Source organism: Antribacter sp. NEAU-D49 (assembly GCF_057158775.1).
Map to the genome: position 1 here is coordinate 232,008 of NZ_JBXTSN010000003.1, position 26,578 is coordinate 258,585.

A 26,578-nucleotide genomic window follows, 5' to 3' on the forward strand; every position below is an offset into this window, starting at 1 on the left:
GCGCCGATTCCACGGGGGCTTATCAGGTGGCAGCGCATGAGGCCAGTGCACCTTCTGCTGTTGACGTCGCAGCGCGGTGGCTGGCCCTGGAGCAGATATTCAGCCAAGAACGGTACGACGGCGCGTGCCCGCCTTGGCCGGTTGACATCGGGGACCGTGTGGTCGAGGCCACGTCGGGACTGCTCGAGACCGTGACCGCGGCGCGCCCGCACGTGGTCATCACGGCCCCGCATGCCACGAACCATGAACGTGCTGGGGCGACCAAGGTGGCCGACCGCGGGACCGGCGGTCTGGCCCTGCTCCTCGCGGAGCTCACCGGCGCGACCGCTCTCATCGCACTTCACACCCCGGGCGATGCCAACTTCGACCGCGCGCATCCCTTGAAGGAGCGACTGGCGGAGCTGCGGCCCGCCCTGGTCATCGACCTACACGGCATGCGACGTCGCCCCGGGTCGGACGTCGATCTTGGAGCCGGCGACGGGGCCGTGCCGGAGGCGTTCGTCAGCACCTTGCGTGGTACTGACCAGTTCCTCGTGACGGTGAACGAAGTGTTTGATGCGATGCGGCCGACGACCGTGACTGCGTACTCGCAGGAACTAGGGATCCGTGCTGTGCAGGCGGAGATCGGCGCCCATCTACGTCCACCGGTGGGCGAACCGGCCGACCTCGGCAGGCTCGCACTCCTCTTCGCCGAAGCCATCAGGTCCTCCGAAGCTGTTACTCCGCGGGCCTCGGGATTGGTGCCCGCCCTCGTCTCTCGCCCGGCCACGGCCGTTCGTATCCCCTCGGGCGTGGCGTCGGTTGTGGTTCCTCCAGCTCTGATGCCTGGCACGACAGGTCCGATCCCGGTGTCCGTGACGATCGATGATGCGCCGGTGCACGCGTGGGCGTGGGCCTCGTCCACACCGGGGATGCCCGACGCCGTCCAGGATCTCCCGCCTGATCACTTCGGACTGACACGTCGGCTGACTGCGTCCCTGGAGTCCACGGCCCACGGCTCGATCACCGCGCGACCCGTCACCGTGACCTTTCCTGGGTCGATCCACCTCAAACCGCTTGCTGCTCTTGTCGACGACCTTCCCGCCGGCGACGAAGTCCAGGTGAACCAGGACGAGTTTCCCGGTCCCCCGCGCCGGTTTCTCCTCGTGCGCGGCGGCGTGACCGCCTGGGTCACTGCGGTACCTCGCACGCATGTACGTCCGGGGACTGTCCGGGCCGGGTACCAGCTGCGCCTCCTCACCGAGACAGAGGGTACGGACGAGGCTGGCGACTTCACGCTCGTCGCGGCTGGATCGGTCCGCTCGGCGTCACGTCGTGCGCTCTCCGCCTGGGGTCGAACACGGGCGGCTTGGCGGACTGTGCGTCTCAGTCTCGACCAGGCGGCCGAAGTCGTCCTGCGATTCCTGTTCCGTGCGCCCACGGCGGCTGTCCGGGTGATCCAGGCGCATCCTGGTGACGACGGTCAAGCGATCGTCGCCCTGCACCCTGCCGTGTTCGACCGCATCGGCGTGGAGCCAGGCCAGCAGGTGCTGGTGAGGTGGGGACCCAACGAGGTCGTGGCGATTGCAGTTGAGGACCACGATCCCCCGTCGGTCGGCGCTCCGCCTGAAGGATCGCGCAAGATCCAGCGGGTGAACCGACTCACTCCCAATCTGCCCGACGGCGTGGCCCCGCATGTCGTCGCGCGGCTTTCGTCGTCCTTGAGGCTCTCACTCGATGCACCGGTGGCGACAGTCGTCTCCGTTCGCCGACGGATGCGACCGATCTTGGTCGGGAACCTCTACACGCTTGTCATCCCACTGGCGAGCCTCGTCCTTGCCGGCGCTGCGCTCGAAGATCCGAACTGGTGGCTGATCAACGCTGGCACACTCGCGATGTCCGTCTTCGCGCTGGCCAAGTTGAGGATCCCTCGGCCGCGGACCGAGGTGCGGGTTGACCGGGAGTGGCAGGAGACCCTCGCTGGCCGTGACGAGACCTCCACAAAGGTGTCGGCATGACCGCACGCCACCTGCCCGGGGACGCCGCCTTCTTCGACGAATGGGCGCATCGATCGCCGAAAGCACACAGGTCGCTCGATCGTGCCCGGACGGTGGGCGGGCACCTCGGGCTCTGGCCCTATCGACCACCGGTCCTCACGGTCGTGGGTTCCAAGGGCAAGGGCACCGCAGCAATACATGCGTCTGCTGCGCTCTCGGCCGCGCGAACGTCCGACGGACGTAGTCCGTTGATCGGCCTCGTCACCTCCCCTGGTTTGCGGACCAACAGGGAACGGATCCGAATCGATGGGCAAGCCATCTCGGAACTCGACTACGAGGTGTTGGCGGACGAACTGCGGACCGCCCGAAGAGCGACACCGGCCGGTCCGGACACATATCTCTCCCCCACTGGAGCCTTCACGATTTCCGGCGCTATCTGGGTCGCTCGAAGAGGCGCAGATGCCCTCGTCCTCGAGGAGGGACTGGGCGGCGCATCGGACGAGGTGAGCCTTTTCGACCCGACCGTCGTGCTCATCACGGAAGTGTTCCTTGAGCATGCGGGCCTTCTGGGTGAGACCGTCAGCGAAATCGCGCGCGACCTGATCGGCGTCGTCAGGGACTCGACGAGGGTGATGGTGACGCTGCCCCAGTCCGGCGAAGTCATGGAGGTGATCGAGGAGGTCGCCGCGAATCACGGTGCTTCCGTGATCCTTGTCGACGACGACTCCACCGACCCGGTGCGCGCGGACCTCCCACTTCTTGGGCAGCAGAACGCACGCGCGGGGACGGTGGCTGGCCGGGCGCTCGCGGAACAGCTGGGCTGGACAATTTCGGACACCGTGTTGGAGAGGACCCTTGCCACGGTGTCGACTCCAGGTCGATGCAGCCGACACACCCTCACGGCAACCGCCAGCATGGCGGACGTGATGTTGGACGGCGCGATCTCACCAGCAGGTGTGCGCGCAGCCGTAGACGAGTACGTCTCCTGGCGAGGTTCGCCAGACACTGTGATCGCGTGCTTCCCCGACACCAAGGACGTCGAGGCATGCTTCGACGAACTCCGGTCCTTCAGGACGATCGTCCCCGCGCGAGCGAGCGAATACCTTCGGTTCGACGTGTCGGAGCGCCTCTTCGGCCCGCTGCCCACGGTCGACGAGGTGCTCCCCGAAACACTTGATCGCGGAGGGTGCCTCGCGATCGGCACGCAGGCATTCGTCGGCGAGATGCTCGAACAACTCAATGTGCCTACCGACCGCGCCTACGGAGGCGCCGGCTAGGACGTCACCGAACGCGGGCCGTCGGGCTCAGTCCAGGTGCGCCAGCTCCGGCCACACCGACGCCCAGCCGCCCGCGGGCTCACGGCACACCACGATCTCCTGGCCCTGCTCCTCGTTGTCCACGCCCACGCCGTTGTCGAGCACGCCCTCCGTCGTGCACGACGCGAAGAAGCGCGACCAGCCCGCCGCGGTACCGCCGACCACGACGGCGACGCGCGCGTCGTCGGGCGGCGGGCCGTCGCTGTGCAGGGCGTTGTGCCCCGAGTAGGGCCGGGGCAGCCCGTGCTCGCGCCCGAGCAGCGCGATGGCGCCCGCTTCGCCGTAGTTCTGCGCGAGGATCACCGCGGCGGCCCGATCCTCGGCCGGGAGCGCGTCGTAGACGTCGGCGACCTGCCGCGCGTAGGTCTCCCAGCCGACGGCGTCCCGCGCGGTCTGGTTGATCTCCCCGATCGGGGTCTCCCCGAGCTCGGACACGGGCACCAGGGGCAGGCCGATGAACGCGGAGGGCACCGCGTTGAGCACGACGAGGGCGACCACCGCGACCCGCCGGCCGACGCGCGCCCGGCCGCCCGGCGGCGGCGCGGCCCAGTCCGCCACCACGACGCAGCCCGCCGCGAACAGCACGGTCACCAGGCCGAACGCGTAGTACATCTGCGCTCCGCCGGCGAACACGAACGCCAGGATCACGGGATAGGCCACCACGAGGAACCGCAGCACTCGCCAGGCCGGCCGGCGCCACAGCGCGACCAGTCCGACGATCCAGACGACGGCGAGCGGCGGGCCCAGGGTGAGGAGCTGGTAGAGCCACATGTCGGCGCGCACGTCGGCGGCGTTGTTCTCGGACAGCGCGCCGCCCATGGCGAGCTGCGGCCAGCCGTTCGTCGCCTGGTAGACCAGGTTGGGCAGGCCGACGAGCACGGCCGTGGCCGCGCCCAGCCACGGCCATCGGGTCGCGAGCGGCCGCCGCGGGCCGACGGCGAGCAGCCCCACGACGATCGCCCCGAGCAGCACGACGATCAGCAGCTTGTTGTACAGGGAGAGGCCAGTCACCAGCCCGGCGGCGATCCACCACCGCGGCTCGCCGCGCAGCAGCGCGCGCACCACCAGCAGCACGACGGCAGGCCACACCACCATGTCGAGGCTCGCCGTGAGCAGCGTGTGCCCGAAGATCAGCGGAGACGCCGCCGTGCCGAAGCCCCAGGCGGCGAGGGTCTGGGCGCCGCGGCCGCCGCCGAGCTCTCGTGCCAGGAGCGCGACCACCACGATCGCCGCCATCAGGCTCAGCGTGGCCGGCACTCGCAGCGCGGCGACGCTCTCCCCGAAGAGGGCCGTAGGCGCGCGCGCCAGCAGCGGCGTGAGCGGCGGCTGGTCGATGTAGCCCCACGCCGGGGACAGCATGCGGAAGTACAGCTCGTCCCGGTGGTACCCGTACTGACCGCTGAGCGCGGTGAGCACCACACCCACCACGACCACCGCGCTCAGGACCGGCACCCACGCGAAGGCGGGCAGGGAGCGCGAGGTGAGCTCCGCCGTCGGGCGGCGAGGGCCTGGGGAGTCTGCGGCGACCGCCATGGTGCGGACCGTACGCGGGCCCGGCGGGGCGCGCCAGGGCGGCACGCCAGGCCGGGCGGATAGGCTCCCGGCGTGGACTTCACCCTCCGGAAGGCCGTCCCGGCCGACGCCGACGAGTGCGGGCGTGTGCACTTCCAGTCCTGGGTCGAGACGTACACCGGCATGGCTGACGACGCGTTCTGGGAGCGGGCGTCGGCGGAGCGCAGCGCCGAGAACTGGCGGCAGTGGCTCGACGGCGGGCTCGACGCTACCGTCGCCGAGGTGGACGGCGCGATCGTGGGGCTCGCGTTCGCGCGACCGGGCCGCGAGAACTACGGCTTCGCGCCCGTGCGGGACCTCGAGCTCTACACGCTGTACGTGCTGGAGGCGTACCACGGGACTGGGATCGGGCAGTCGCTGCTCGACGCCGTGCTGCCACCCGGCATGCCCGCCCAGCTGTGGGCCGCGGAGCACAACCCGCGCTCGCGGGCGTTCTACGAGCGGAACGGCTTCCGCACCGACGGTGCAGCGGATTCCGGGGAGTCGTTCGGCGGGATCGCGGCCGTGCGGATGGTGCGGTGAGGGCCGTCGGGTTCGAGCGCCGGCCGCCGGACTCCTCGACCAGGCGCCTGTTCCCCCTCTGACGCTCAGAGGGGGAACACGTACCTGGTCGCAAAGACCGTCCTACCGGTCGGTACGGTTCTCCTCGTCCGGGTGGGAACCCGTCCGCTCGCCGCGGTCCAGAGCGGTGATCGCGTCCATGGCGTCGGCGTCCAGCTCGAAGTCAAAGACGCCGAAGTTCTCGACGATCCGCTCCGGCGTCGCGGACTTCGGGATCACGATGTCGCCGCGCTGGAGGTGCCACCGCAGCACCACCTGGGCCGGAGTGCGCCCCAGGTCAGCAGCGATCCGGGCGACCACCGGGTCCTCGAGCACCCGTCCGCGGCCCAGCGGTGACCACGCCTCCGTGGCGATCCCGTGCGCGGCGTCGTAGGCCCGGACCTCGTCCTGCACGAACCACGGGTGGATCTCGACCTGGTTGACCGACGGCACCACGCTGCCCTCGGCCAGGATGCGTTCGAGATGGTGCGGCTGGAAGTTGGAGACGCCGATCGCCCGCGCCCGGCCCGACGCGAGGATCTCCTCGAGCGCGCCCCACGCCTCGACGAACCGGCCGAGAGCGGGCAGCGGCCAGTGGATGAGGAACAGGTCGACGTAGTCCGTGCCGAGGTCGTCGAGGGTGCGGTCGAACGCCGCGAGCGCCTCGTAGCGCGGGTGGAACGCGTTGTTCAGCTTGCTGGTGACGAACAGCTCGTCGCGCGCCAGGCCCGACTCGCGCACCGCCCTGCCGACCGCCGCCTCGTTCCGGTACATCTGCGCTGTGTCGACGTGCCGGTAGCCCACCTCGAACGCCCACAGCACAGCGTCACGGGTGGACTCGGGCGGCAGCTTGTACGTGCCGAAGCCGAGCTGAGGGATCTGGACGCCGTTGTTCAGGGTGATCGTGGGAGTCGTCACAGGTCCAGTCTGCCGCGGACCTGGTCGCACGGACGGTCAGCCACGTTGGTGGGACGCGAGACCCACCAGCGACATCGACCGCGGCCTCACCTAGAGTTGGGGCGGAAGGCGAGGCCCCTGGAGCGGGGACTCGCCTTCGTGCATTGCGCGGCCGGTCTGCCCAACCCAACCGAGAAGGTGAGCATCACGCCAGCGTCCGAGAACCCCGCCGCCCTACGAGGAACGCGCACATGTATCTCGACGAGTCGAAGGCGCGAGGCTACGTCGTAGCTCTGGCCTTTGTGCCCTCGCACCAGGTGCACAGGCTGCGCCATGCACTCCGTGAAATCCGTGGTCCCGGGCGGTGAAGCATCCACTTTCATGGCACCACGGATGCGCAGCGCGACGTCGTGATCCGCGCCCTGTTCACGCACGGAGTAGTCGCGGCCGTCATCTGGGCGCCGACGTCCAAGGGCAACAACCCGCGACAAGCATGCATCCGAGCCGCTGCACAGCTCGCCGTCGAGACGGACGCCCAGATGCTCGTCTTAGACCGCGACGAGAGCCTTGAGGTCCAGGACCGCCGCTGGCTCTACGAGGAGCTCTTAAAGACCGACATCAGGTATGACCACGTCGATCGACACAGCGAACCCCTCATCTGGACACCCGATGCGGTGGCGTGGTGCTGGCAACGCGGCGGGCACGTGGCGCGAGAAGATCCAACCGTTGGTATTGCGCCTCATCGAGATCGACTGTCGATGAAAGCGCGAAGCCCGGGTTACCCGTCAAAAGGGCGGGCTCCCGGGCTCACTTCTCGGGGCTATTGCCCCTCGCATACACGAGGCTACACCGAGACGGCAGTCGCCCGCGAGGCAAGACCATGCTGTCCTTGTAGACAGCGCGAAACCCCAGCGCCACGACCGTCCGGACGGGTCTGCGGTTCGCTTCTCAGAGCTATTGCCCCTCGCTCGAACAACTCTAGTCCGGGCGTGAAGCTCACGCCGCCCGGAAGACCGAGTCCATGTGCCACTCCAGCGCGTCGCGATTCGGCAGGTCGGCCTTCCGCTCCGGCAGCACGAGGAGCGACTCCCCCGCGCGGCGGTAGAACTCGTCCCCGTTCCCGGTGTCCCGCCGGAGCGCCGGGCTCACGTGCAGGCGGAAGTCCGTGCCGACGCTGAGGTATCCCAGGTCGTACAGCTTGTGAGCGTCCGACTTGAGCAGGAGCCCGTTGTCGACGCGGTTCTCACCGTCCGACGCGACCGGGCGGATGTGGGCGGCCTCCAGGGTGGGTACCAGGCGTGAGCCGGTGATCGCGCACCGACGGTCGTAAGCGGCAGTCACCGCTGCACGGAACGCTCGCTGCCCTGCACGCGCGAGCACCAGCTGACGCTGGTCGCGGAACAGCGGGCCAGGGATCACGGTCGGGAGACCGGTGCCGGCGTCGGGCAGCCGCACACCGCTGCTGCGCTCAAGGAGGCTCCACAGCGCCTGCTCCACGTAGGAGCCGGCCTTGAGCGGGTAGCCCTTGCCGCGCACGATGTTGCCGGCGAAGTCTGGGGGCGCCGCGAGCGTGAGTTCCTCGGAGACGAAGAAGACACCGTCGAGCAGGATGCAGCCGATGTACGGGTCCTCCCCCGGCAGGACCGGGCGTTCCGAACGCGACCGGAAGCGCACGATCGCCTCGCGCAGTGCCGCCTCGGACGCGACGCCATTGCCCTCGCCGAAGAACCGCCACGCCTCACCGACCGTGAGCACGCGGTACTCGGTGAGGAAGCCGCCGCCCACGAGCCGGTTGTGCGGTGCGTGCGTCTTGAACAGGAAGGGCTCTCCGCGCCCGATCCGCTTGAACGTGGCCGACGGCGACGGCAGCCAGAAGTTGACTTCGTCGAGGTGCGGACGGTCGGCGAGGAACGAGGCCCAGCCGTTGTCGGTCACGCCGACGTATGCGGTCTCCACGCGACGCTAGGCGTCGTCGGCCGACGACGGCGCGTGGCCGTCGTACTCGAACCCCGGATCGCCGGGCCGAGGGTGAAAGATGTCGACGAGTTCCGGCACCGGGCAGTCGAGCGCCTTCGACAGGTCCGCAAGGGTCGAGAGGCGCGGGTTCGCCGGCGTCTTCTTCGCCCGGTCCGACAGCCCTGACTCCAGCAGCTGGTAGTGGTTCCGGCTCATGCCCGCGAGCTCGGCGACTCGCTCCTGGGTGAGGCCGACAGCCTCCCGACGGTCCCTCAGCCGCATGGCGAGCGCCAGCGCGAGGTGCTTCTCGAGCGGGCGTTCACGGGACACCAGGCAACCGTCGCCGCCGAGGTCAGCTAGTGTCTGCCATGTATACATGGCCTTGTTTGCATGGCTGCAACACCAGGCCCACGAAGCACGGATCATCCCGGGGGCAGAAGACAGGTGGCAGTGGGCGACGACGCTGTAGCAGCTCTGGCCAACCCGATCCTCAACGGCCCGTACGACGCGCCCGCGCGGCACTTCGAGATGGGACCCGGCGGCCCCACGGGCCGCATCGTTGAAGGCCGGCGCCCGAGCGAGTCCCTGATCCCCATCGCCCAGGCGAGGAAGTCGCGCCAGGCCGCCGCGAGGGTTGCCACCGTCCAGGACGAGCTCGACTTCGACGTCACGGGCGAGCGCCGCGAGAAGAACTCCCTCATCAACGACCTAAGACGCGAGGTCGAGCTCTGGCGGGTACGCGGCTACTCACATGTCACCCCGCTGACCCGCACGCTCCTCGAGCACTGGGCCGATCCCGCGCGCGAGAACCGCGTCCTCTTCGGCCAGCGCGAGGCCGTGGAGACGGCGATCTACCTCGCCGAGGCGGCTGGCCGCGCCGGCAACACGGACTGGCGCCGCCGGCTCGGTGCCGAGAACGACGTGCACAACGCGGGCCTGCCGCGCGTCGCGCTCAAGATGGCGACCGGCTCGGGAAAGACCGTCGTCATGGCGATGCTCATCGCCTGGCAGACCATCAACAAGGTCCAGAGCCCGCGCGACTCCCGGTTCTCCAAGCGGTTCCTCGTCGTGACCCCCGGCATCACGATCCGCGACCGTCTGCGTGTCCTTATCCCGGGTGAGCCCGGCAACTACTACGAGGTGCGCGACCTCATCCCGCCGCAGCACCAGGCCGCCCTCCGCGAGGCGCAGGTCGTCATCACGAACTACCACTCGTTCCTGCCGCGGGATGCCAAGGAGATCCAGGGCGTCAGCAGGACGACGAGGCAGATCCTCCTCGGGGACGCGGCGAACTCGCCGGACGACCCGTTCCGGGAGTCGCCCGACGCCGTCGTCTCTCGCGTGCTGCGCGGATTCACGCTGCCGACGGGCCGAGGCACTTCGGCGACGAGCGAGATCGTGGTGCTCAACGACGAGGCGCACCACTGCTACCGGTACAACCCCGACCTGGCGGAGGACCTCACCAAGGAGGAGCGGGAGGCCAACCGGGAGGCGGGCGTCTGGTTCACGGGCCTGCAGTGGGTGGCGAAGCGGGTCGGGATCAAGGCGGTCTACGACCTCTCGGCTACGCCCTTCTACCTCAAGGCGTCCGGCTACCCCGAGGGCTACATCTTCCCCTGGGTGGTGAGCGACTTCTCGCTCATGGACGCCATCGAGTCCGGCCTCGTCAAGGTGCCACGCACCCCGGTGGACGACGACGCGGCCGACGAGCGCGTCACCTACCTGCACCTCTGGGACCACGTCGGCCGGCTCCTGCCCAGGCGCAAGACCGCCGCCGCGCTGGACTCGTCCGGTTGGGTTCCGCCCAAGGAGCTCGAGGGCGCGCTGCGCAGCCTGTATCGCAGCTATGAACGGGCCTACGAGCAGTGGGTGACGCACCTGCGCGACCTGGGCGAGCCGCCACCCGTGTACATCGTGGTCGCGAACAACACGATCGTCTCCAAGCTGATCTACGACTGGGTCGCCGGCGGACCCGTCCTCGGCCCGGACGGCAGCCCGGCGCTGCACGGCGACGGCTCGGTGGTCCACCGGACCGGCAACCTGCCCCTGTTCAGCAACGTGGTCGACGGCGCACCCGCGCCCCGGCCGCCCGCCATCATCGTCGACTCCGCGCAGCTCGAGTCCGGCGAGACGCTGTCGGGCGACTTCAAGGCCGACGCGGCTGCCGAGATCGAGGCGTTCAAGGCGGAGTTCCGGCGCCGCAATCCCGGTGGCGACGTCGAGTCGATCACGGACGCAGATCTCCTCCGCGAGGTCATGAACACCGTCGGCAAGAAGGGGATGCTCGGCGAGCACGTGCGATGCGTCGTGTCGGTGTCGATGCTGACCGAGGGCTGGGACGCCAACACCGTGACCCACATCCTCGGCGTGCGCGCGTTCGGGTCACAGCTCCTGTGCGAGCAGGTGGTGGGTCGCGGCCTGCGGCGCCGCTCGTACGCGCTCAACGACGAGGGTCGGTTCGAGCCGGAGTACGCGAGCATCTACGGCATCCCGTTCTCGTTCATCCCCACGACGGGCGAGACGCCCGACGTCGCACCCAAGCCGCCGGCCGTGTGGGTGCACTCCGTGGAGGGCCGCGAGGACCTGCGGATCCAGTTCCCCAAGCTGGACGGGTACCGGCTGGAGATCCCGGACGAGGACGTGTGGCTCGACGACGCCGCGGCCCGGCCGTTCGTCGTCGGCGCGTCGACCGTGCCGCGCTGGACGGAGAGCGCGGGCATCGTCGGCACGGCGGAGCTGGAGGACGGCGACAGAACGGACCTCCGGGCGCAAGAGCTCGCCTACCTGGTCGCGAAGCGTCTCATCGACACGCACCTGCGGACCCAGGAGGGCGACGACGGCGACCGGCGGCCGTGGCTGTTCCCTCGCCTCGCCGGCCTGTGCCGGGAGTGGATCGAGCGGAACGTCCGCGTCGAGACCGGCTACTCGTTCAACGCGCTGCGGCTCGTCGAGGCCCAGGCCGAGCTCGCCGACCACATCAACGCGTCGCTGACGAGCCAGACGGAGAACCGGCGCCCGGTGATCCGGCCGGTCCTGCGCACGTTCGACCCCGTGGGACACACGGGCGAGGTGTCGTTCGACACCCGCAAGAAGACCCGCGAAACGGTCAAGTCCGAGGTCTCCCACGTGGTGCTCGACGGCAAGGACGGCAACACGTGGGAGGACGAGCTCGCGAACGTCTGCGAGTCGATCGCCGACGTCGAGGCGTACGTCAAGAACGACCACCTCGGGCTCACCATCCCATACGTCCACAAGGGCCGTTCGCACGACTACCTGCCGGACTTCGTCCTCAGGCTCCGGCAGCGGGACGACGACGTCCAGCGGTACCTCATCGTCGAGGTCTCCGGCGGGCAGAAGGCGCCGGGGCCCACGCAGGTCAAGGCCTCGACCGCTCGCGACTCGTGGTGCGCCGCGGTGAACAACCACGGCGGCTTCGGTCGTTGGGGCTACCTCGAGGTGGGCCTGGACAAGGCCCTGTTCTTCGACCGCGTGCGCGAGGCCATCGACCTGCACTACGCCGACCGGCCGATCGTCGGCGACCCAGACCTGCTCGACATCGTGGAACGGGAGGCGCGCCGTGGCGCGTAGCAGCAAGCCGACGGGACCCAAGCCGGTGGACTCGTTCCACCACGGCGACACCCGGGTCAACATCCCCACGGCGGACGCGCACGACTTCGTGCCGACGGAGTCGGCCGTCCCGCAGGTGGTCCTGGAGCGCGATCCCTCGCTCGACCCGCAGCTCGTGTGGCGCGGCAAGTACGACGAGGACGTGACCGAGCTCGTCGCGGACGCCCCGCCGATCTACATCCAGGAGAAGATCGACCCGCGGGTGCTGGTCGAGAACCTGCGTGCCACCGCCGCTTCGGGGGCCGACGAGCCGGAGCTGACGCTCTTCGACGCGTTCGACGGGCTGGACGAACTCGACGCGATCGACTTCTACCGGCACCAGGCCAACTGGTCGAACCGCATGATCCTGGGCGACTCGCTGCAGGTCATGGCGTCCCTGTCGGAGCGCGAGGACCTGCGCGGCAAGGTGCAGATGGTCTACCTCGACCCGCCGTACGGCATCAAGTTCGGGTCGAACTGGCAGGCGTCGGCGCGAAAGCGCGACGTCAAAGACGGCAAGGTCGAGGACGCCGCCCGCGAGGCCGAGCAGATCAAGGCATTCCGCGACACGTGGGAGCTGGGGATCCACTCCTACCTGGCGTACCTGCGGGACCGGCTGATCGTGGCGCGAGACCTCCTGACGGAGAGCGGCTCGTGCTTCGTCCAGATCGGCGACGAGAACGTGCACCTGGTGCGGTCGCTGATGGACGAGGTGTTCGGAAGCGAGAACTTCGTCAGCCAAGTAACTCTGAAGAAGGCTTCTGGGGCAACGACGGAGTTTCTGGGTGGCACAACAGACTTTGTACTCTGGTTTGCGCGTCGCCGAGAGTATGCAAAGTTTCGCCAGCCCTACCGTCTGAAGCGGCTTTCTGACGGCACCATGGGATACGACCTAATGTTTGACGCCTCAGAGAAACTCCGCAGGATAACGGCCGAGGAGCGCGAGCAGACGGTCAGGACAGGAACGGCGCCCGGCCCTCTCGTACAATTGACAATCCTCACCAGCCAGAGCGCAGGTCGCGAAAAGGGCGAGGGTGCAGCCTCTTGGTTCCCTGTGGAGTTTGAAGGCGCCGTCTTTAGACCGTCGATGCAAGCTCGTTGGAAGACCAACGAAATCGGAATGAAGCGGCTCATCCGTGCCGGAAGGGTCGGTCGGTCAGGCAGCAACCTGCGCTACATCCGATATTACGATGATTTTCCCGCTGTCGCTGTGACAAACCTTTGGGAAGACGTTCAGCAGGGCAGCGGTGGTGAAAAGATCTACGTTGTTCAGACAGGCAACAGAATCATCGAACGCTGCATGCTCATGTGCACCGACCCAGGCGACCTCGTGCTCGACCCCACCTGCGGCTCCGGCACCACCGCGTACGTCGCTGAGCAGTGGGGCCGCCGCTGGATCACGATCGACACCTCCCGCGTCGCGCTGACCCTCGCCCGCCAGCGGCTCATGGGCGCGACCTACCCGTACTACCTGCTCGCGGACAGCGAGAAGGGTCGCGAGGCGGAGATGCGCGCGTCGGGCAAGCCGATGCCCCCTGCCGCCACGACCAACGACCTGCGGCACGGCTTCGTCTACGAGCGCGTCCAGCACATCACGCTCAAGTCGATCGCCAACAACCCCGACATCAAGGAGGGGATGTCCCGCGCCGAGATCGACGCGGCGATCAAGCGGCATGCCGAGTACGAGCTGCTCTACGACAAGCCGTACCTCGACAAGAACGTCGCCCGGGTGTCGGGCCCGTTCACCGTCGAGTCGCTCAGCCCGCACCGCTCGCTCGCCTTTGCGGGCGGCGAGGCCCAGGAGCCGGCGTCGGAGCGTGCGGCCGCCGAGGACGCCGACGCCCCGACGTTCGAGCAGACCGTGCTCGACAACCTCGCCAAGGCCGGTATCCAGAACGGTCGGCGCGCGGAGCGCATCGAGTTCGCGTCCGTCGACCGCTTCCCCGGCCTGTACGTCCAGGCGGTCGGGACGCCGCGACCGCCGTCGGACAGCGGAACGGATGGGCAGACCGAGGTGACGGGCGCGCCCGGGCGGGTCGCGATCGCCGTCGGGCCGCAGTACGGGACCGTGAGCACGCAGTTCATCAAGGACGCCGCGCGGGAGGCGATCCGCGGCGAGGCGGACCTGCTGTGCGTGCTCGGCTTCGCGTTCGACCCACAGGCGACCGGCGTGACCGAGGACGACAACGTCACCGTCGAGGCGTCGCGGGACGGCTTCGACATCGCGGGCGAGCGGTCGCTCGGCCGGGTCAAGGCGCTGCTGGTCCGCATGAACGTGGACCTGCTCATGGGCGAGGCGCTCAAGAAGACCGGCGCGGGCAACCTGTTCACGGTCTTCGGCGAGCCCGACATCGACCTCACGGACAACGGCGACGGCACCCTCACGGTCGAGCTGCGCGGCGTCGACGTCTACGACCCCACCACCGGTGAGGTCCGCAGCGACGACACCGGCAAGATCGCCCTCTGGATGATCGACACGAACTACAACGAGGAGTCGTTCTTCGTCCGGCACGGCTACTTCACCGGCGGCAACGACCCGTTCAAGCGGCTCAAGACCGCGCTCAAGGCGGAGATCGACGCCGACGCGTGGGCCACCCTCTACGACACGACGTCGCGCCCGTTCGACAAGCCCGCCACCGGCAAGATCGCCGTCAAGGTCATCAACGACTACGGCGACGAGGTCATGAAGGTCTTCACGGTGGAGTGACATGACGACCTACACCCCGGCACAGCGCGAGGCGATCGAGTGCCTCGACGAGCCCCTGCAGATCATCGCCTGCGCGGGCTCCGGCAAGACGCAGGTGATCTCCCAGCGGATCGCCGACCTCCTCGCACTGCCCGGCGTGACGCCGGCGAACATTGTGGCCTTCACCTTCACGGAGAAGGCGGCGGCGGAGCTCAAGGACCGCGTCCTGGGCCTCGTCGCCGAGCAGCAGGGCAGCACCACGGGGCTCGCCGAGATGTTCGTGGGCACCATGCACGCCTACTGCCTGAACCTGCTCCAGACGTACGTGCCGGAGACGTTCAAGTACTCCGTGCTCTCCGAGATCACGCAGCGGCTGTTCATCGACCGCAACAGCAAGCGGTCGGGGCTGACCGACTGCCCCACCACGTCGTCGGGCACCCCGAAGCTCCGGCGCTACATCCACTCCCGGCTGTACATGCAGCTGCTGTCCGTCCTCGCGGAGGACGAGGTGGACCCCGCCCTGATCCCCGCCGGCGTGATCCAGTCGCAGTACGCCTACAAGACGCTCCTGCGCAGCGGCGCCTTCTTCGACTACACGACGATGCTGGAGCTCGCCGTCCAGCTCCTCGAGTCCGACGAGGGCGACGCCCACGCCGACACCCTCCTCAAGCACGTCCAGCAGGACGTCCGCTACGTCGTCGTCGACGAGTACCAGGACGTGAACCCGCTCCAGGAGCGCCTCGTGCGCGCCCTGGTCCGGTACGGCGCCAACCTCTGCGTGGTAGGCGACGACGACCAGACGATCTACCAGTGGCGCGGCAGCGAGGTCGCCAACATCATCTCGTTCGCCGACCGGTACGACGGCGTCCGCCAGGTCACCCTGGCCGACAACTTCCGCTCCACGGACGGCGTCGTGGCCGTCGGCAAGGCGATCGCCGAGAGCATCTCCCCCGCGCACCGGCTCGCCAAGTCGATGCAGTACGCGTCCCACCAGTCGTGGAGACGGGGCGACATCCTGGCACTCGAGCACGCGAGAGCCGACGACGAGGCGCGCTGGATCTGTGACCGCATCCAGGCCCTGCGCGGCGTCGCGTTCCAGGACAACCCGGACTCTGCGCCGCGCGGCATGTCCTGGTCGGACATGGCGATCCTCCTGCGCTCGGTCGCCCGCGACGCCGGACCCGTGGTCGCGGAGCTGGAGCGCCGGGGCATCCCGTACATGGTCAAGGGGCTCACCCGGCTCTTCGACGCCCCTGAGGTCAAGGCCGTTGCGGCGATGTTCCGCTACCTCGTCGGTGACCTGGGCCGCGCCGAGTTCGAGCACGTCTGGTCGCTGGGTCGTCTCACGCCGCCCGGATACTCGCTCGCACCGCTGCTGGCGGTCCTCAACGAGGGCGGGCGGTTCGACCAGGGCGAGCGGTGGAGCAACTACAACATCCAGCGTGTCTACCTGGCTGCGCTGGAGGCAGTCGGTGTCCGCGAGGACACCATCCCGGGGGACCCGGTCCGCGGGGAGCTCGTCTTCTACCAGCTCGGGAAGTTCAGCCAGGTCATCTCCGACTTCGAGACCATCCACTTCGCATCGTCGCCCGAGCAAAAGTACCGGGGCTTCGTGGACTGGCTGGAGCATCAGGCGCCGGGCTACTACGACGACGCGGACGCCGACGCGGGCTACGCGACGCCCGACGCCGTGACGATCTCGACCGTGCACCGGGCCAAAGGCATGCAGTGGCCCGCCGTGTTCGTCCCGTGCCTCCGGAAGAACCGCTTCCCGAGCAAGCGCCAGGGCGGGCTGGGCGTGTTCCACGTCATCCCCGACACCGCCGTGCACGACCCCGACCGGTACAAGGGCACGAACGAGGACGAGCGGCGGCTCTTCTACGTTGCCGTGACCCGCGCGCAGAAGTACCTGTACCTCTCGTACTCGCCGGGCGAGAGCACGATGTACCAGAAGCCGTCGGAGTTCCTGAAGGACGTCACGGCCGTGGCGCACGTGTCGACGGCCGATGCCGGTCTGCCCACCGACGTACCCCGTCTGACTCCGCAGGCCAAGTTCGAGACGCCGCAGGTCACGCTCTCTTTCTCCGAGCTGAAGTTCCTCTTCGAGTGCCCGTACCAGTTCAAGCTCCGCTTCCTGTACGGGTTCAACCCGCCGATCCACGAGGCACTCGGGTACAGCAAGGGACTGCACGACGCCCTCGCCGAGATGCACAAGCGCGCCCTCGCCGGCGACATCGCCACCGCCGACGACGTGGACCAGCTCGTGAACCGGCACCTGCACACGCCGTACGCCTACCCGGCCCTGCGTGAGCAGCTCCAGGACGCGGCCAAGAAGTCGCTGCGTCGCTACCTCGACAAGCACGGCGGCGACCTCGAGCGGACGATCCACTCGGAGAAGCAGATCCAGGTGCACATCGCACCCGGCATCACCGTCGACGGACGCATCGACCTGGTGAAGCGGATCGAGACCGACGAGGTGTCGATCGTGGACTTCAAGTCGTCGGAACGCGCACAGGCTGAAGACGTCACGCGGGACCAGCTACATGTCTACGCGGTCGGCTATGCGGAGCTCACCGGGACCGACGCGGACCTCGTCGAGGTACTCAACCTCGACCCCGACGGCAAGAACGTGCGCGAGCAGGTCCAGGACACTCTGCTGGAGGACGTCCGGGGCCGTATCCGTGACGCTGGTGAGGCGCTGCGAAGGAACGAACTCGCCCGTCTGCCGGTGTGGTCCAGCGCTTGCGACACCTGCGACCTAGCGGGCCTGTGCCGGACGCAACCGCCGAATCACCAACCCGCTTACTAACACTTTGGATGAAACTGTTAGTAAGGTAGCCCCGTGACAACAGATCGGAGCCCCTTCGCACCCCTCCCGATCGAACCGGTCGGACACGAAGACCACCACTGGGTCGCCGAGACCAACGGCATGGTTACTCGCGCCCAGCTCAGCGCCGCCTCCGGACCCTATCGATCGACCGTCCCGCCTCGGATCGAGCGCTACCAGCCCACCCTTCCGGCGGACCTCGCCGCAGACGTTGAGGAAGCCGCAGCCGCGCTCGCCCGGTTCGACTCGTACGCGCGCGGCCTCCTCGGTGCAACGAGCCCGACGCTCGGCCCCATGGGCTCCATCCTTCTTCGCACCGAGTCGACATCTTCTTCGCAGATCGAAAACCTAACGGTAGGCGCCCGGCAGCTCGCTCTCGCCGAGATCGATCAGTCCACGAGCGAGAACGCCAAGGTCGTCGTGGCCAATGTCCGCGCGATGGAGGCTGCACTCACGCTCGCCGACCGCCTCGACGACGACGCGATCCTCGCGATGCAGGCCGAGCTCCTCTCCCGCCAGCGCGGCTGGGAAGAGCACGCCGGCCGTTATCGCGACGGACTTGTCTGGGTCGGCAGCAGCAGCATCAGCCCTCGGGGGGCGACCCACGTGGGTCCTCAGCCGCAGCTGGTCCGCGCCGCGATGGACGACTTGATCCAGTTCCTCCGCCGAGACGACCTCCCCGTCCTCGTTCAGGTGGCCGTTGCCCACGCCCAGTTCGAGACCATCCACCCATTCGCTGACGGCAACGGACGCACAGGGCGGGCACTCGTGCATGCCCTGCTCAAGGCAAAGGGAGTGCTGACCAGCACCACGGCGCCGGTCTCGGCCGGGCTGCTGAAGGAGACCGAGGCCTACTTCGACGCTCTGGGCACTTATCGCGCAGGGGACGCCCGGCCCATCGTCGAGCGGTTCACCGCCGCAAGCCGCTTCGCGGCGACGTCGGGCGCACGTCTCGTGGACAGCCTGGCCGCTCAGGTTGACGACTCCCGCTCCAAGCTCGCCGGGCTGCGCCCGCAGGCTGCGGGGTGGAAGGTACTACCGCACCTCGTGGCCCACCCTGTCGTCAACGCACGGTTCCTCTCGCAGCACGTGGGCTTGAGCGAGATGACGGCCCAGCGGGCCCTCACCCAGCTCGCCGAAGCCGGCGTCCTCGAGGAAAGGACCGGACTGCAGCGCAACCGGGTGTGGCAGCACGGGGGGATTCTCGCAGTCCTCGACAACTACGCGGAGCAGCTCCGACGCCGTTAGGCGACCTGACGGCGGCCCGGCCCGCCCCACGCAAGTACCCGCGCAGCGGCGGCCCGGCCCGCCGTCGGGCAGCCTGCTACTCCTCGAACTCGAGGTTGCCGCGGCACGCCTCGCCGGGGCTCGGAACGGACGCCTTGAACCCGTGGCTGACCCACCGACCGTAGCTCTGGACGTGTCCGTCGGTGACGAAGTCGTCGTTGAACTCCGGCGGCTGGGGCTCCATCGAGTCCGGCAGGTCCTGCCCCGAGAACGCGCAGGCCGACCTGGCCATGTGCGCACCCGGGATCGGGTCACCGTTCCCGTTGGTCTCGCCCGCCTGTGCCGACATCCCGCCACCCAGCGTCAGTCCTGCGGCGACGGCGCACGTCATGATCACGCGCCTCATCTGCCCACCTACTCGTGGGAAGGACGTCCGGGTAGGCCTGTCGAACCCGGCCCGTCCCTACCTGTCGACGGTACGACCGGCGTGTCGGCCCGGACCCGCCGGGCAGGCGAAATCACCCGTCACCGGAGAAGGCTGGGCGTACGGTGATGAGCATGCACGACGAGCCCATGACTCAACCCGACCCGGCTGGGCCGGCCGACCCGGCCTCGGAGCCCCTGGAGCACCTCGTTATCCAAGGGCTCGCCGAGCGTCCAGCCGCACAGCCTTCCGGCTGGCGCGACCTCGTCACCCGGCCCAGTCGGTCGCGACTCTCGACCGAGGAGTTGCTGGCCGAGTCGCGGGGTGACCACTGACACCCGCCCACGTTGTCAGAGGCTCTCCGGCATATAGGCCGGAGAGCCTCTGACAACTCCGCGACGCGAAGGCACGTCAGACCTTCGCCACCGTCACCGCCCGCTCCGCCCCCGGCGTCACCTCGAGCGACACCGCCAGCGTCTCCCGCATCACCAGGTCGCGGTGCGCCTCGACGGCACCCACGAACTCGGCCGGTACGGTCAGCGCCAGCGCGATCCGGTCGGACACCTGCAGGCCTGCCGCCTTGCGCGCGTCCTGCACGTCGCGGACGGTGTCGCGGGCGTAGCCCTCGGCGCGCAGCGCGTCGTCGAGCGCCAGGTCCAGCACCACGAACCCGCCCACGGTCAGCACCGCCGCGGCCACCTCGGCGGAGTCACCGGAGGCCACCACGGTGGCCAGCTCGTACTCGCTCTCCTCGAGCGGCACGTCGCCGTCGTCGGTCTGCACGACGACGGCCCCCGTGGCCGCCTTGGTCCACGCGCCCGCCTTCGCAGCCTTGATGACCGACTGCACGCCCCGTCCGAGGCGCGGCCCCGCCGCGCGGGCGTTCACGGCCAGCCGCTCGGTCACGCCGAACTCGGCGGCGACGTCGGGCGAGAACTTCACGAGCTGCACGTCCTTGACGTTCAGCTCCGAGGCGAGCAGGCCGGCGAACGGCGCGACGCCCTCAGGGTCGTGCACCGCCACCGTGAGCCCCCGCAGCGGCTGGCGCACGCGCAGCTTGTTCGTCTTGCGCAGCGCGAGCGTCTGCGACACGACGGCACGGGCCGACTCGACGGCGTCCACGAGCGCGTCGTCGGCGAGCAGCATGTCGCCCACGAAGCCCGGGCCGTCCACGAGCGACGGCCAGTCGGTGAGGTGCACCGAACGGCCGCCCGTGAGCCCGCGCCACACCTCTTCGGTGAGCAGCGGGGCCAGCGGCGCCATGACCCGCGTGAGCACCTCGAGCGCCGTGTGCAGGGTGTCGAACGCGTCGGCGTCCTCGGCCCAGAACCGGTCGCGCTGCGTACGCACGTACCAGTTGGTCAGCGCGTCGAGGTACTGGCGCACCGACTCGCACGCCCCGGCGATGTCGTACCCGTCGAGCTGCTCCGTCACCGTGGCGACCAGCCCGCGCGTCCGGGCCAGAAGGTACCGGTCCATGACGGGCAGGCCGCTCACGCGCTCGGGCGTGACCCCCTGCCCGAGCCGCGCGCCGCCGTCGGCCCCCGAGGCGGCGTTGGCGTACAGCGTGAAGAAGTAGTACGTGCTCCACAGCGGGAGCAGCACCTGCCGCACCGCGTCGCGGATGGCCTCCTCCGTGACCACCAGGTTGCCGCCGCGCAGGATCGGCGAGGCCATGAGGAACCAGCGCATCGCGTCGGACCCGTCGCGGTCGAAGACCTCGTTGACGTCCGGGTAGTTCCGCAGCGACTTGGACATCTTGCGGCCGTCGGACCCGAGGACGATGCCGTGGGAGACGGCGGTGTCGAACGCGGGACGGTCGAACAGCGCCGTGGCGAGGACGTGCAGCGTGTAGAACCAGCCGCGCGTCTGGCCGATGTACTCCACGATGAAGTCGCCCGGGTAGTGGTGCTCGAACCACTCGCGGTTCTCGAACGGGTAGTGCACCTGGGCGTACGGCATGGACCCGGAGTCGAACCAGACGTCGAGCACGTCCTCGACCCGGCGCATCGTCGACCGGCCCGACGGGTCGTCCGGGTTGGGACGCGTCAGGTCGTCGACGAACGGCCGGTGCAGGTCCGGGTTGCCGTCCGCGTCCCGCGGGAGCCGGCCGAAGTCGCGCTCGATGTCCTCGAACGACCCGTACACGTCGACGCGCGGGAACTTCGGGTTGTCGCTCTTCCACACCGGCACGGGCGAACCCCAGAACCGGTTCCGTGTGATGGACCAGTCGCGGGCGTTCTCGAGCCACTTTCCGAACGAGCCCTGCTTGATGTGGTCAGGCACCCAGGTGATCTGCTCGTTGAGCTCGAGCATGCGGTCCTTGAACGTCGAGACCTCGACGAACCACGACGACACGCCCATGTACATGAGCGGCTGCCGGCAGCGCCAGCAGTGCGGGTACGAGTGGGCGTACTGCTCACGACGGAGCAGCACCGTGCCCGACGTCGTCGCCGCCGCCTCCCCGTCACCGGCGCCCCGCGTGCGGGCCTTGAGGTGGTCGATGATCAGGGCGTTCGCGTCGAACACCTGGACGCCGGCGTAGTCGCTCACCGGGAAGACGAACCGGCCGTCGGCCCCGACGGGGATGACGGGCTCGACGCCCTCGCGGTCGCTGACCTGCTTGTCCTCCTCGCCGAACGCGCCGGCGTTGTGGACCAGGCCGGTACCGTCGGTGGTGGTGACGAAGTCGGCCTCGACGACGCGGTGCGCCCCCTCGTGGCCCTCGAAGTACGAGAACGGCGGGGTGTAGCGCACGCCCACCAGGTCGGACCCCTTGAGCCGCGCCACGACCCGCGGCGCGTCGGCGCCCTCGTCCGTCAGCTCCCGCGCGTACGCGTCCACCCGCGCCTCGCCCAGGACGTACCGCCGCGGGGCGCCCGTGAACGACGACTCCACCACGACGTAGTCGACGTCCGGCCCCACCATGACGAGCAGGTTGGACGGCAGCGTCCACGGCGTCGTGGTCCAGATGAGCAGCAGGTCGCCGTCGGCCAGCGGACCGCCCTCGGGCGCGCCCGTGACGCCGAAGCCGACCGTGACGGCCGGGTCCTGACGCACCTGGTACACGTCGTCGTCCATGCGCAGCTCGTGGTTGGAGAGCGGCGTCTGGTCGTTCCAGCAGTAGGGCAGCACGCGGAAGCCCTCGTAGACGAGCCCCTTCTCGTACAGCGACTTGAACGCCCAGATCACCGACTCCATGTAGGAGGGGTTGAGCGTCTTGTAGTCGTTCTCGAAGTCGACCCAGCGGGCCTGGCGCGTCACGTACGTGCGCCACTCGTCCGTGTACTTGAGCACCGACGACCGGCAGGCCGCGTTGAACTTCTCGATGCCCAGGGAGACGATCTCGTCCTTGGTCTTGATCCCGAGCTGGCTCATGGCCTCCAGCTCGGCGGGCAGGCCGTGCGTGTCCCAGCCGAAGCGGCGCTCGACGCGCTGGCCGCGCATGGTGCGGTAGCGCGGCACCACGTCCTTGGCATAACCGGTCAGCAGGTGGCCGTAGTGCGGCAGGCCGTTGGCGAAGGGCGGGCCGTCGTAGAAGACGAACTCGTTGGCGCCGTCCGCGCCGGCGTCGCGCTGGTCGATCGACGCCTGGAACGTGCCGTCCTTGTCCCAGAAGTCGAGGACCTCGCGCTCGAGCGCGGGCAGGTCGGGCGAGGCGGGGACGCCGTCGGCGTCGCGGTGCAGCGGATAGTGCGCCATGTTCGGGTGGCTCCTGAAGCAGCAGGTGGACGACTCGGTGGTGCTCTGCTGCGAGGACGACACGCCGGAGCGCGCCGCGGTACCACCCCGCTTGCGGGCTCGCGCCCGCCTCTCGTTGACGGCTGTGACGGGCCTCCCCGTCCGGTTCTACTAGGGACCTCCGCCCGACGCCGGTCGCTCGCCTCGCGAGGTCGCGTCACCCGGGTCTTCGGTCCTGTTCTTCCGGAGGCTCACCGGTGATAGCCGGGTCGATGCCTGTGGCTCCATGGTACCGAGCCGCGCAACCCGGTTTCGGCGTCAGGAGATCCCGAGGTGCAGGAGCATCGCATCGTCGAGCTCTGCCATCTGCTCCGTCGACAGCCGACCGACCCGCTCAACGAGCCGTGCCATGTCGACGGCCCGGAGCTGCTCCGCCTGAGCTTTCGAGTCGACCTTCAGACCCGACCCTGACTTCTTCACCAGAACCTGGAACGACAGCACCCGCTTGACGTTGCTCGTGAGAGGGACAACCGTCAGAACTCCGCGGCCGACCCGCCGCGCCGCCAGGTTGTACGCGTCATTGGAAACGATCACGACCGGCCGGATCTTGTTGGCCTCCGACCCACGTACCGGGTCGAGATCGGCATACCAGACCTCACCGCGACGCATCTGAGTCCAGCCCATCTCCCACGGTCACGTCCCATACCTCGGCCTCGCCGGAGTCATACCAGTCGGCGATGGCCTCCTCGTACTCCAAGGTGAGCGCCATCTGCCGAAGCGCACCAATGGCACGCTGAACGCCCGCGGACCGGGAGCCCAGATTCTCCTCCGCGACGAAGTTGTCCAAGAACTGCAAGTCTTGGTCGGGGATGCTCACACTTACCTTCATACCTGGCATCCTACTCTTCGAACCAGGGGTCATGCTAGGGGTCATACCATCGTTGCTACTAGTTCGCTGTAGCCCGCCCGGCTTGCGAGGATGGGGGCGTGTCCCTCACCTCCGCACCCGCAGCCTCCCTCACCCCGCGCCGCCTCTACCGCGTGCTCGCCGTCGCCGAGACCGTCACGTGGGCGCTCCTCATCCTCGGCATGGTGCTGAAGTACCTCGTCCAGGTGGGTGACTGGCCCGTCCAGGTCGCCGGCCCGGTCCACGGCACCGTGTTCGTCGCGTACGCCTTCACGGCGGCCCTCGTGGGCGTCAACCAGCGGTGGGGCGCCGTACAGACGGCGGCCGCGGTGGCGACCGCCGTCGTGCCGTTCGCGACGATCCCGTTCGACCTCCGGCTCGAGCGCCGAGGCCTGCTGGAGGGCGGCTGGCGCCGGGAGAAGACCGACCACCCCGGCGACGCGACGTGGGTCAGCGCCGCGCTGCGCTTCCTCCTCGCCCATCCGGTACTCCTCGGCGCCGCGATGGTCGTGGCCGTCGCCGTCGTGGTGGGCGTGCTGCTGGTGCTCGGCCCACCGAGCGAGTGGGGCGCGTAGGTCTACGCCGCTGCTGCGGGACGCATCGACGGCGGGATGTTGCCCTTGAGGACGTGCCTGCGCCAGGCCTGGCGGACGAGTATCCGACGCGTCAGGAAGATTGACAGGACGAGCCCCGAGAGCACGACCACGTAGTACCAGGACGGCAGGCGGGCAGGGCTCGCGGCGAACATGCTGGCCTGCCAGAGGACGAGCACCAGGACGACCCCGATGTTGGGACCCCGGTACCGCAGGAAGAAGAGCGGCCCCTGGATGTCGTCCACCACCCACCACCAGTACCGCTCGGGGAGCCTCCGGTCGAGCAGCCGGTACAGCAGCCAGCGCCAGAACGGCGGACGCTCCCGCCACCGCAGCCCCCAGCCCGCTCGGAGCAAGCCCAGCACCTCGGCGAGCGGGAGACGTGAGGCGGCCACGGCGTCGTCGGGCAGCCCGTAGAGGTCCGCGAGGACCGCGAGGAACTCCTCGCCGTGCTGGTTGCGCCACCGGCGCGGGTAGGCCCTGAGCCAGAACCGGGCACTCCGCTCGAAGCGGGTCATGCGAGGCCCCCGGCGAGACCCGGGGCCGCCCCCGGCGCACCGAGCGCCCGCGAGCCACGCGAGGCGAGCTCCGCGAGGCGGTTCGTCTCCTCCTGCGCCGCCCGGCGACCGTCCGGCGTGAGGCGGTAGTACCGGCGCAGCCGCCCGTCGACCGCCTCCTCGCCGGCCGGCTCGACGAGTCCGGCAGCGACGAGCCGGTCCAGGTTTCCGTAGAGAGTGGCAGCGGCCAGGACCGTCCGCCCGCCGGAGATCTCGCGGACGGACTGGATCACCGCGTACCCATGGAGCGGCCCGGGGGTCAGGGCGAGCAGGACGAGGTAGGCCTGCTCGGTCATGCGGAACGCTGGTGCCATAGGCGATATATATCGCCGGGCGACCTATCCGGTCAACCCTCCTGGTATCGCCTGCTCAGCAGCCGGTAGTACTTGCTCGACAGCGCGTACCCGGTCAGCAGCAGGCCCAGCACCGCGGTGAGGACGAACACGAGCGCGATCCCCCGCTCCTGCCCGGTCCCGAACCAGCTGCCGATCCAGCGCGCGCCGGCGCCGTCGGACATGAACGGGATGAAGAAGAACTGGGTCAGCGGGCTGATGAGGAACGCCGTGAGCGGTGACGCCGCCTGCTCGACGCTCTGCGCGAAGCCGAACACGCGTCCCTGCCGCTCGTAGGGCACCACCTTCTGCAGCACCGTCTGCTCCGACGCCTCGACGTACGGCATCGCCACCATGTAGACCGCGAGCCCGGCAACGAGCCAGATGACGGAGTCCCGCAGCGGGAAGATCATCGTGACGCCCCACGTCACCATGTTCACCAGGAGGATGGTGCGGACAGGGTTGGACCCCAGGCCGGTGCGGGCGATCATCAGCCCGCCCACGATCATCAGCGCGCTCAGGCCGCCCCAGACCAGCCCCCACGCCTGGACGGACATCATCGACAGGCCGTAGGCGTCCATGAGCGCCATGAACACGCCGCCCAGCAGGTTGTTCACGGCGGCGAAGCAGATGAGCGCCACCATGCCGGGGATGACGCGCACCACCTGGATGGTGCCGCGCAGGTCCACCTTGTTGCTCTCGCCCTCGGCGGCGGCGTGCGACAGCGCCTCGGGCACCCGGACGAGCTGCAGGTGGACGATCGCGACCGCGAGGATCCCGACCGCCAGGATCAGTACCCACAGCATCCCGCTCGACCCCACGAGCAGGCCGCTGATCACGGACGTCACCAGGAACGAGATGCCCATGACGGTGCCGACCAGGCCGTTGGCGCGGTCGCGCCGGGCCTCGTCGAACAGGGCGGTCACCACCGTGGGCAGCGCGATGCCGCGGACGTTGCCCGCGATGACGCCGGTCATCAGCAGCACGACGAACAGCCACAGGCGGACGCTCGCCGGGTCCTGCCACTCGCTCGCCGGGGTGGTCAGGTAGAGCGCGAACGACGCGACGTACGCGGCCAGCGACACGACCGCCGACACCTGCATCACCGTCTTCTTGCGGTGGTGGTCCACGAGGCTGCCGAACCAGATGCCCGTCGCGACCGTGCTGAGCAGGAAGATGCCCGAGATGACGCCGGTGGCGAAGACCGACCCGGTCTGCAGGTACACGTAGAACGTGATGGCGAACCAGACGGTGTAGTTGATCACCGACACCAGCAGCACGTTGACGAGGAGCTGCACGAAGGTGCGGACCTCCGGGTCGGCGAACCGGAGGCGGGGCGCATCCGGCGCGCCCCCCGCATCCCCGCCTTCGCCCGCTGCAGCATCCTCCGGCACCACGGTGGTGGACGTGAACCGGTCCGCCAGGGTAGGCGGCTCGGGCTGGTCGTGCTCTGACATGGGGGTGGCTCCGTTCGGATGGTG

Annotated in this window: 21 protein-coding genes; 10 read left to right on the plus strand and 11 right to left on the minus strand. The window is 69.1% G+C overall.

Annotated features, from left to right (window positions below; translation table 11 throughout):
- Positions 1 to 26 precede the first annotated feature (26 nt).
- On the plus strand, positions 27 to 1,997 hold the full coding sequence (locus AC060K_RS04435) for a hypothetical protein (RefSeq protein ID WP_483764247.1): 1,971 nt from the start codon (positions 27 to 29) through the stop codon (positions 1,995 to 1,997).
- On the plus strand, positions 1,994 to 3,253 hold the full coding sequence (locus AC060K_RS04440) for a folylpolyglutamate synthase/dihydrofolate synthase family protein (protein WP_483764248.1): 1,260 nt from the start codon (positions 1,994 to 1,996) through the stop codon (positions 3,251 to 3,253). The genes AC060K_RS04435 and AC060K_RS04440 overlap by 4 nt, the downstream gene beginning before the upstream one ends.
- A gap of 27 nt (positions 3,254 to 3,280) precedes the next feature.
- Here AC060K_RS04440 and AC060K_RS04445 read toward each other — a convergent pair whose 3' ends face one another.
- On the minus strand, positions 3,281 to 4,825 hold the full coding sequence (locus AC060K_RS04445) for a glycosyltransferase family 39 protein (RefSeq protein ID WP_483764249.1): 1,545 nt from the start codon (positions 4,823 to 4,825) through the stop codon (positions 3,281 to 3,283).
- Positions 4,826 to 4,897: 72 nt separating this feature from the next.
- Between AC060K_RS04445 and AC060K_RS04450 the strand changes: the two genes are divergently transcribed.
- On the plus strand, positions 4,898 to 5,386 hold the full coding sequence (locus AC060K_RS04450) for an N-acetyltransferase family protein (RefSeq protein ID WP_483764250.1): 489 nt from the start codon (positions 4,898 to 4,900) through the stop codon (positions 5,384 to 5,386).
- Between the two features lie 102 nt (positions 5,387 to 5,488).
- Here the strand turns inward: AC060K_RS04450 and AC060K_RS04455 are convergent, their stop codons facing one another.
- The 3 genes from AC060K_RS04455 to AC060K_RS04465 form a co-directional block, all read right to left on the minus strand.
- Positions 5,489 to 6,322 (minus strand): aldo/keto reductase, encoded by an 834-nt coding sequence (locus AC060K_RS04455; protein WP_483764251.1) that lies wholly within the window; start codon positions 6,320 to 6,322, stop codon positions 5,489 to 5,491.
- 975 nt (positions 6,323 to 7,297) lie between these two features.
- On the minus strand, positions 7,298 to 8,257 hold the full coding sequence (locus AC060K_RS04460) for an HNH endonuclease (protein ID WP_483764252.1): 960 nt from the start codon (positions 8,255 to 8,257) through the stop codon (positions 7,298 to 7,300).
- A gap of 6 nt (positions 8,258 to 8,263) precedes the next feature.
- Positions 8,264 to 8,587, minus strand: a complete 324-nt coding sequence (locus AC060K_RS04465) for a helix-turn-helix domain-containing protein (RefSeq protein WP_483764253.1) — start codon at positions 8,585 to 8,587, stop codon at positions 8,264 to 8,266.
- 120 nt (positions 8,588 to 8,707) lie between these two features.
- Between AC060K_RS04465 and AC060K_RS04470 the strand changes: the two genes are divergently transcribed.
- The 4 genes from AC060K_RS04470 to AC060K_RS04485 all read left to right on the plus strand — a co-directional run bounded on the left by AC060K_RS04470 (position 8,708) and on the right by AC060K_RS04485 (position 18,624).
- Positions 8,708 to 11,845, plus strand: a complete 3,138-nt coding sequence (locus tag AC060K_RS04470) for a BPTD_3080 family restriction endonuclease (RefSeq protein ID WP_483764321.1) — start codon at positions 8,708 to 8,710, stop codon at positions 11,843 to 11,845.
- Positions 11,835 to 14,570 carry a site-specific DNA-methyltransferase gene (locus AC060K_RS04475; RefSeq protein ID WP_483764254.1) on the plus strand — a complete coding sequence of 912 codons (2,736 nt, stop codon included), beginning with the start codon at positions 11,835 to 11,837 and terminating at the stop codon, positions 14,568 to 14,570. The genes AC060K_RS04470 and AC060K_RS04475 overlap by 11 nt, the downstream gene beginning before the upstream one ends.
- A gap of 1 nt (position 14,571) precedes the next feature.
- Positions 14,572 to 17,358 (plus strand): ATP-dependent helicase, encoded by a 2,787-nt coding sequence (locus AC060K_RS04480; protein WP_483764255.1) that lies wholly within the window; start codon positions 14,572 to 14,574, stop codon positions 17,356 to 17,358.
- Between the two features lie 120 nt (positions 17,359 to 17,478).
- Entirely contained in the window at positions 17,479 to 18,624 is a 1,146-nt protein-coding gene (locus AC060K_RS04485) for a Fic family protein (protein ID WP_483764256.1), read from the plus strand.
- A gap of 76 nt (positions 18,625 to 18,700) precedes the next feature.
- On the opposite strand, the gene AC060K_RS04490 is transcribed toward AC060K_RS04485, so the two are convergent.
- Positions 18,701 to 19,009 (minus strand): hypothetical protein, encoded by a 309-nt coding sequence (locus tag AC060K_RS04490; RefSeq protein ID WP_483764257.1) that lies wholly within the window; start codon positions 19,007 to 19,009, stop codon positions 18,701 to 18,703.
- Between the two features lie 152 nt (positions 19,010 to 19,161).
- On the opposite strand from AC060K_RS04490, the gene AC060K_RS04495 reads away from it, so the two are divergent.
- Entirely contained in the window at positions 19,162 to 19,362 is a 201-nt protein-coding gene (locus AC060K_RS04495; RefSeq protein ID WP_483764258.1) for a hypothetical protein, read from the plus strand.
- Between the two features lie 76 nt (positions 19,363 to 19,438).
- Here the strand turns inward: AC060K_RS04495 and ileS are convergent, their stop codons facing one another.
- A complete protein-coding gene (gene ileS, locus AC060K_RS04500) occupies positions 19,439 to 22,729 on the minus strand; it encodes an isoleucine--tRNA ligase (RefSeq protein WP_483764259.1) in 3,291 nt (1,096 codons plus the stop codon).
- On the opposite strand from ileS, the gene AC060K_RS04505 reads away from it, so the two are divergent.
- Positions 22,728 to 22,883, plus strand: coding sequence for a hypothetical protein (locus AC060K_RS04505; RefSeq protein ID WP_483764260.1), 156 nt, complete (start codon positions 22,728 to 22,730; stop codon positions 22,881 to 22,883). The genes ileS and AC060K_RS04505 overlap by 2 nt on opposite strands.
- Before the next feature lie 143 nt (positions 22,884 to 23,026).
- On the opposite strand, the gene AC060K_RS04510 is transcribed toward AC060K_RS04505, so the two are convergent.
- Together AC060K_RS04510 and AC060K_RS04515 are read right to left on the minus strand one after the other, a co-directional pair.
- Positions 23,027 to 23,392: a type II toxin-antitoxin system PemK/MazF family toxin gene (locus AC060K_RS04510; RefSeq protein WP_483764261.1), complete on the minus strand. Its 366-nt coding sequence runs from the start codon at positions 23,390 to 23,392 to the stop codon at positions 23,027 to 23,029.
- Positions 23,364 to 23,585, minus strand: a complete 222-nt coding sequence (locus AC060K_RS04515; protein WP_483764262.1) for a hypothetical protein — start codon at positions 23,583 to 23,585, stop codon at positions 23,364 to 23,366. The genes AC060K_RS04510 and AC060K_RS04515 overlap by 29 nt, the downstream gene beginning before the upstream one ends.
- A gap of 110 nt (positions 23,586 to 23,695) precedes the next feature.
- Here AC060K_RS04515 and AC060K_RS04520 point away from each other — a divergent pair, with 110 nt between their 5' ends.
- On the plus strand, positions 23,696 to 24,190 hold the full coding sequence (locus AC060K_RS04520) for a DUF3817 domain-containing protein (RefSeq protein ID WP_483764263.1): 495 nt from the start codon (positions 23,696 to 23,698) through the stop codon (positions 24,188 to 24,190).
- A gap of 2 nt (positions 24,191 to 24,192) precedes the next feature.
- Here the strand turns inward: AC060K_RS04520 and AC060K_RS04525 are convergent, their stop codons facing one another.
- From AC060K_RS04525 to AC060K_RS04535, 3 genes are read right to left on the minus strand one after another with little or no spacing between them, the layout of a single operon-like run.
- A complete protein-coding gene (locus tag AC060K_RS04525; RefSeq protein ID WP_483764264.1) occupies positions 24,193 to 24,726 on the minus strand; it encodes a hypothetical protein in 534 nt (177 codons plus the stop codon).
- Positions 24,723 to 25,079 (minus strand): PadR family transcriptional regulator, encoded by a 357-nt coding sequence (locus AC060K_RS04530; RefSeq protein ID WP_483764265.1) that lies wholly within the window; start codon positions 25,077 to 25,079, stop codon positions 24,723 to 24,725. The genes AC060K_RS04525 and AC060K_RS04530 overlap by 4 nt, the downstream gene beginning before the upstream one ends.
- Before the next feature lie 32 nt (positions 25,080 to 25,111).
- Entirely contained in the window at positions 25,112 to 26,554 is a 1,443-nt protein-coding gene (locus AC060K_RS04535) for an MFS transporter (protein WP_483764266.1), read from the minus strand.
- Positions 26,555 to 26,578: the final 24 nt, after the last annotated feature.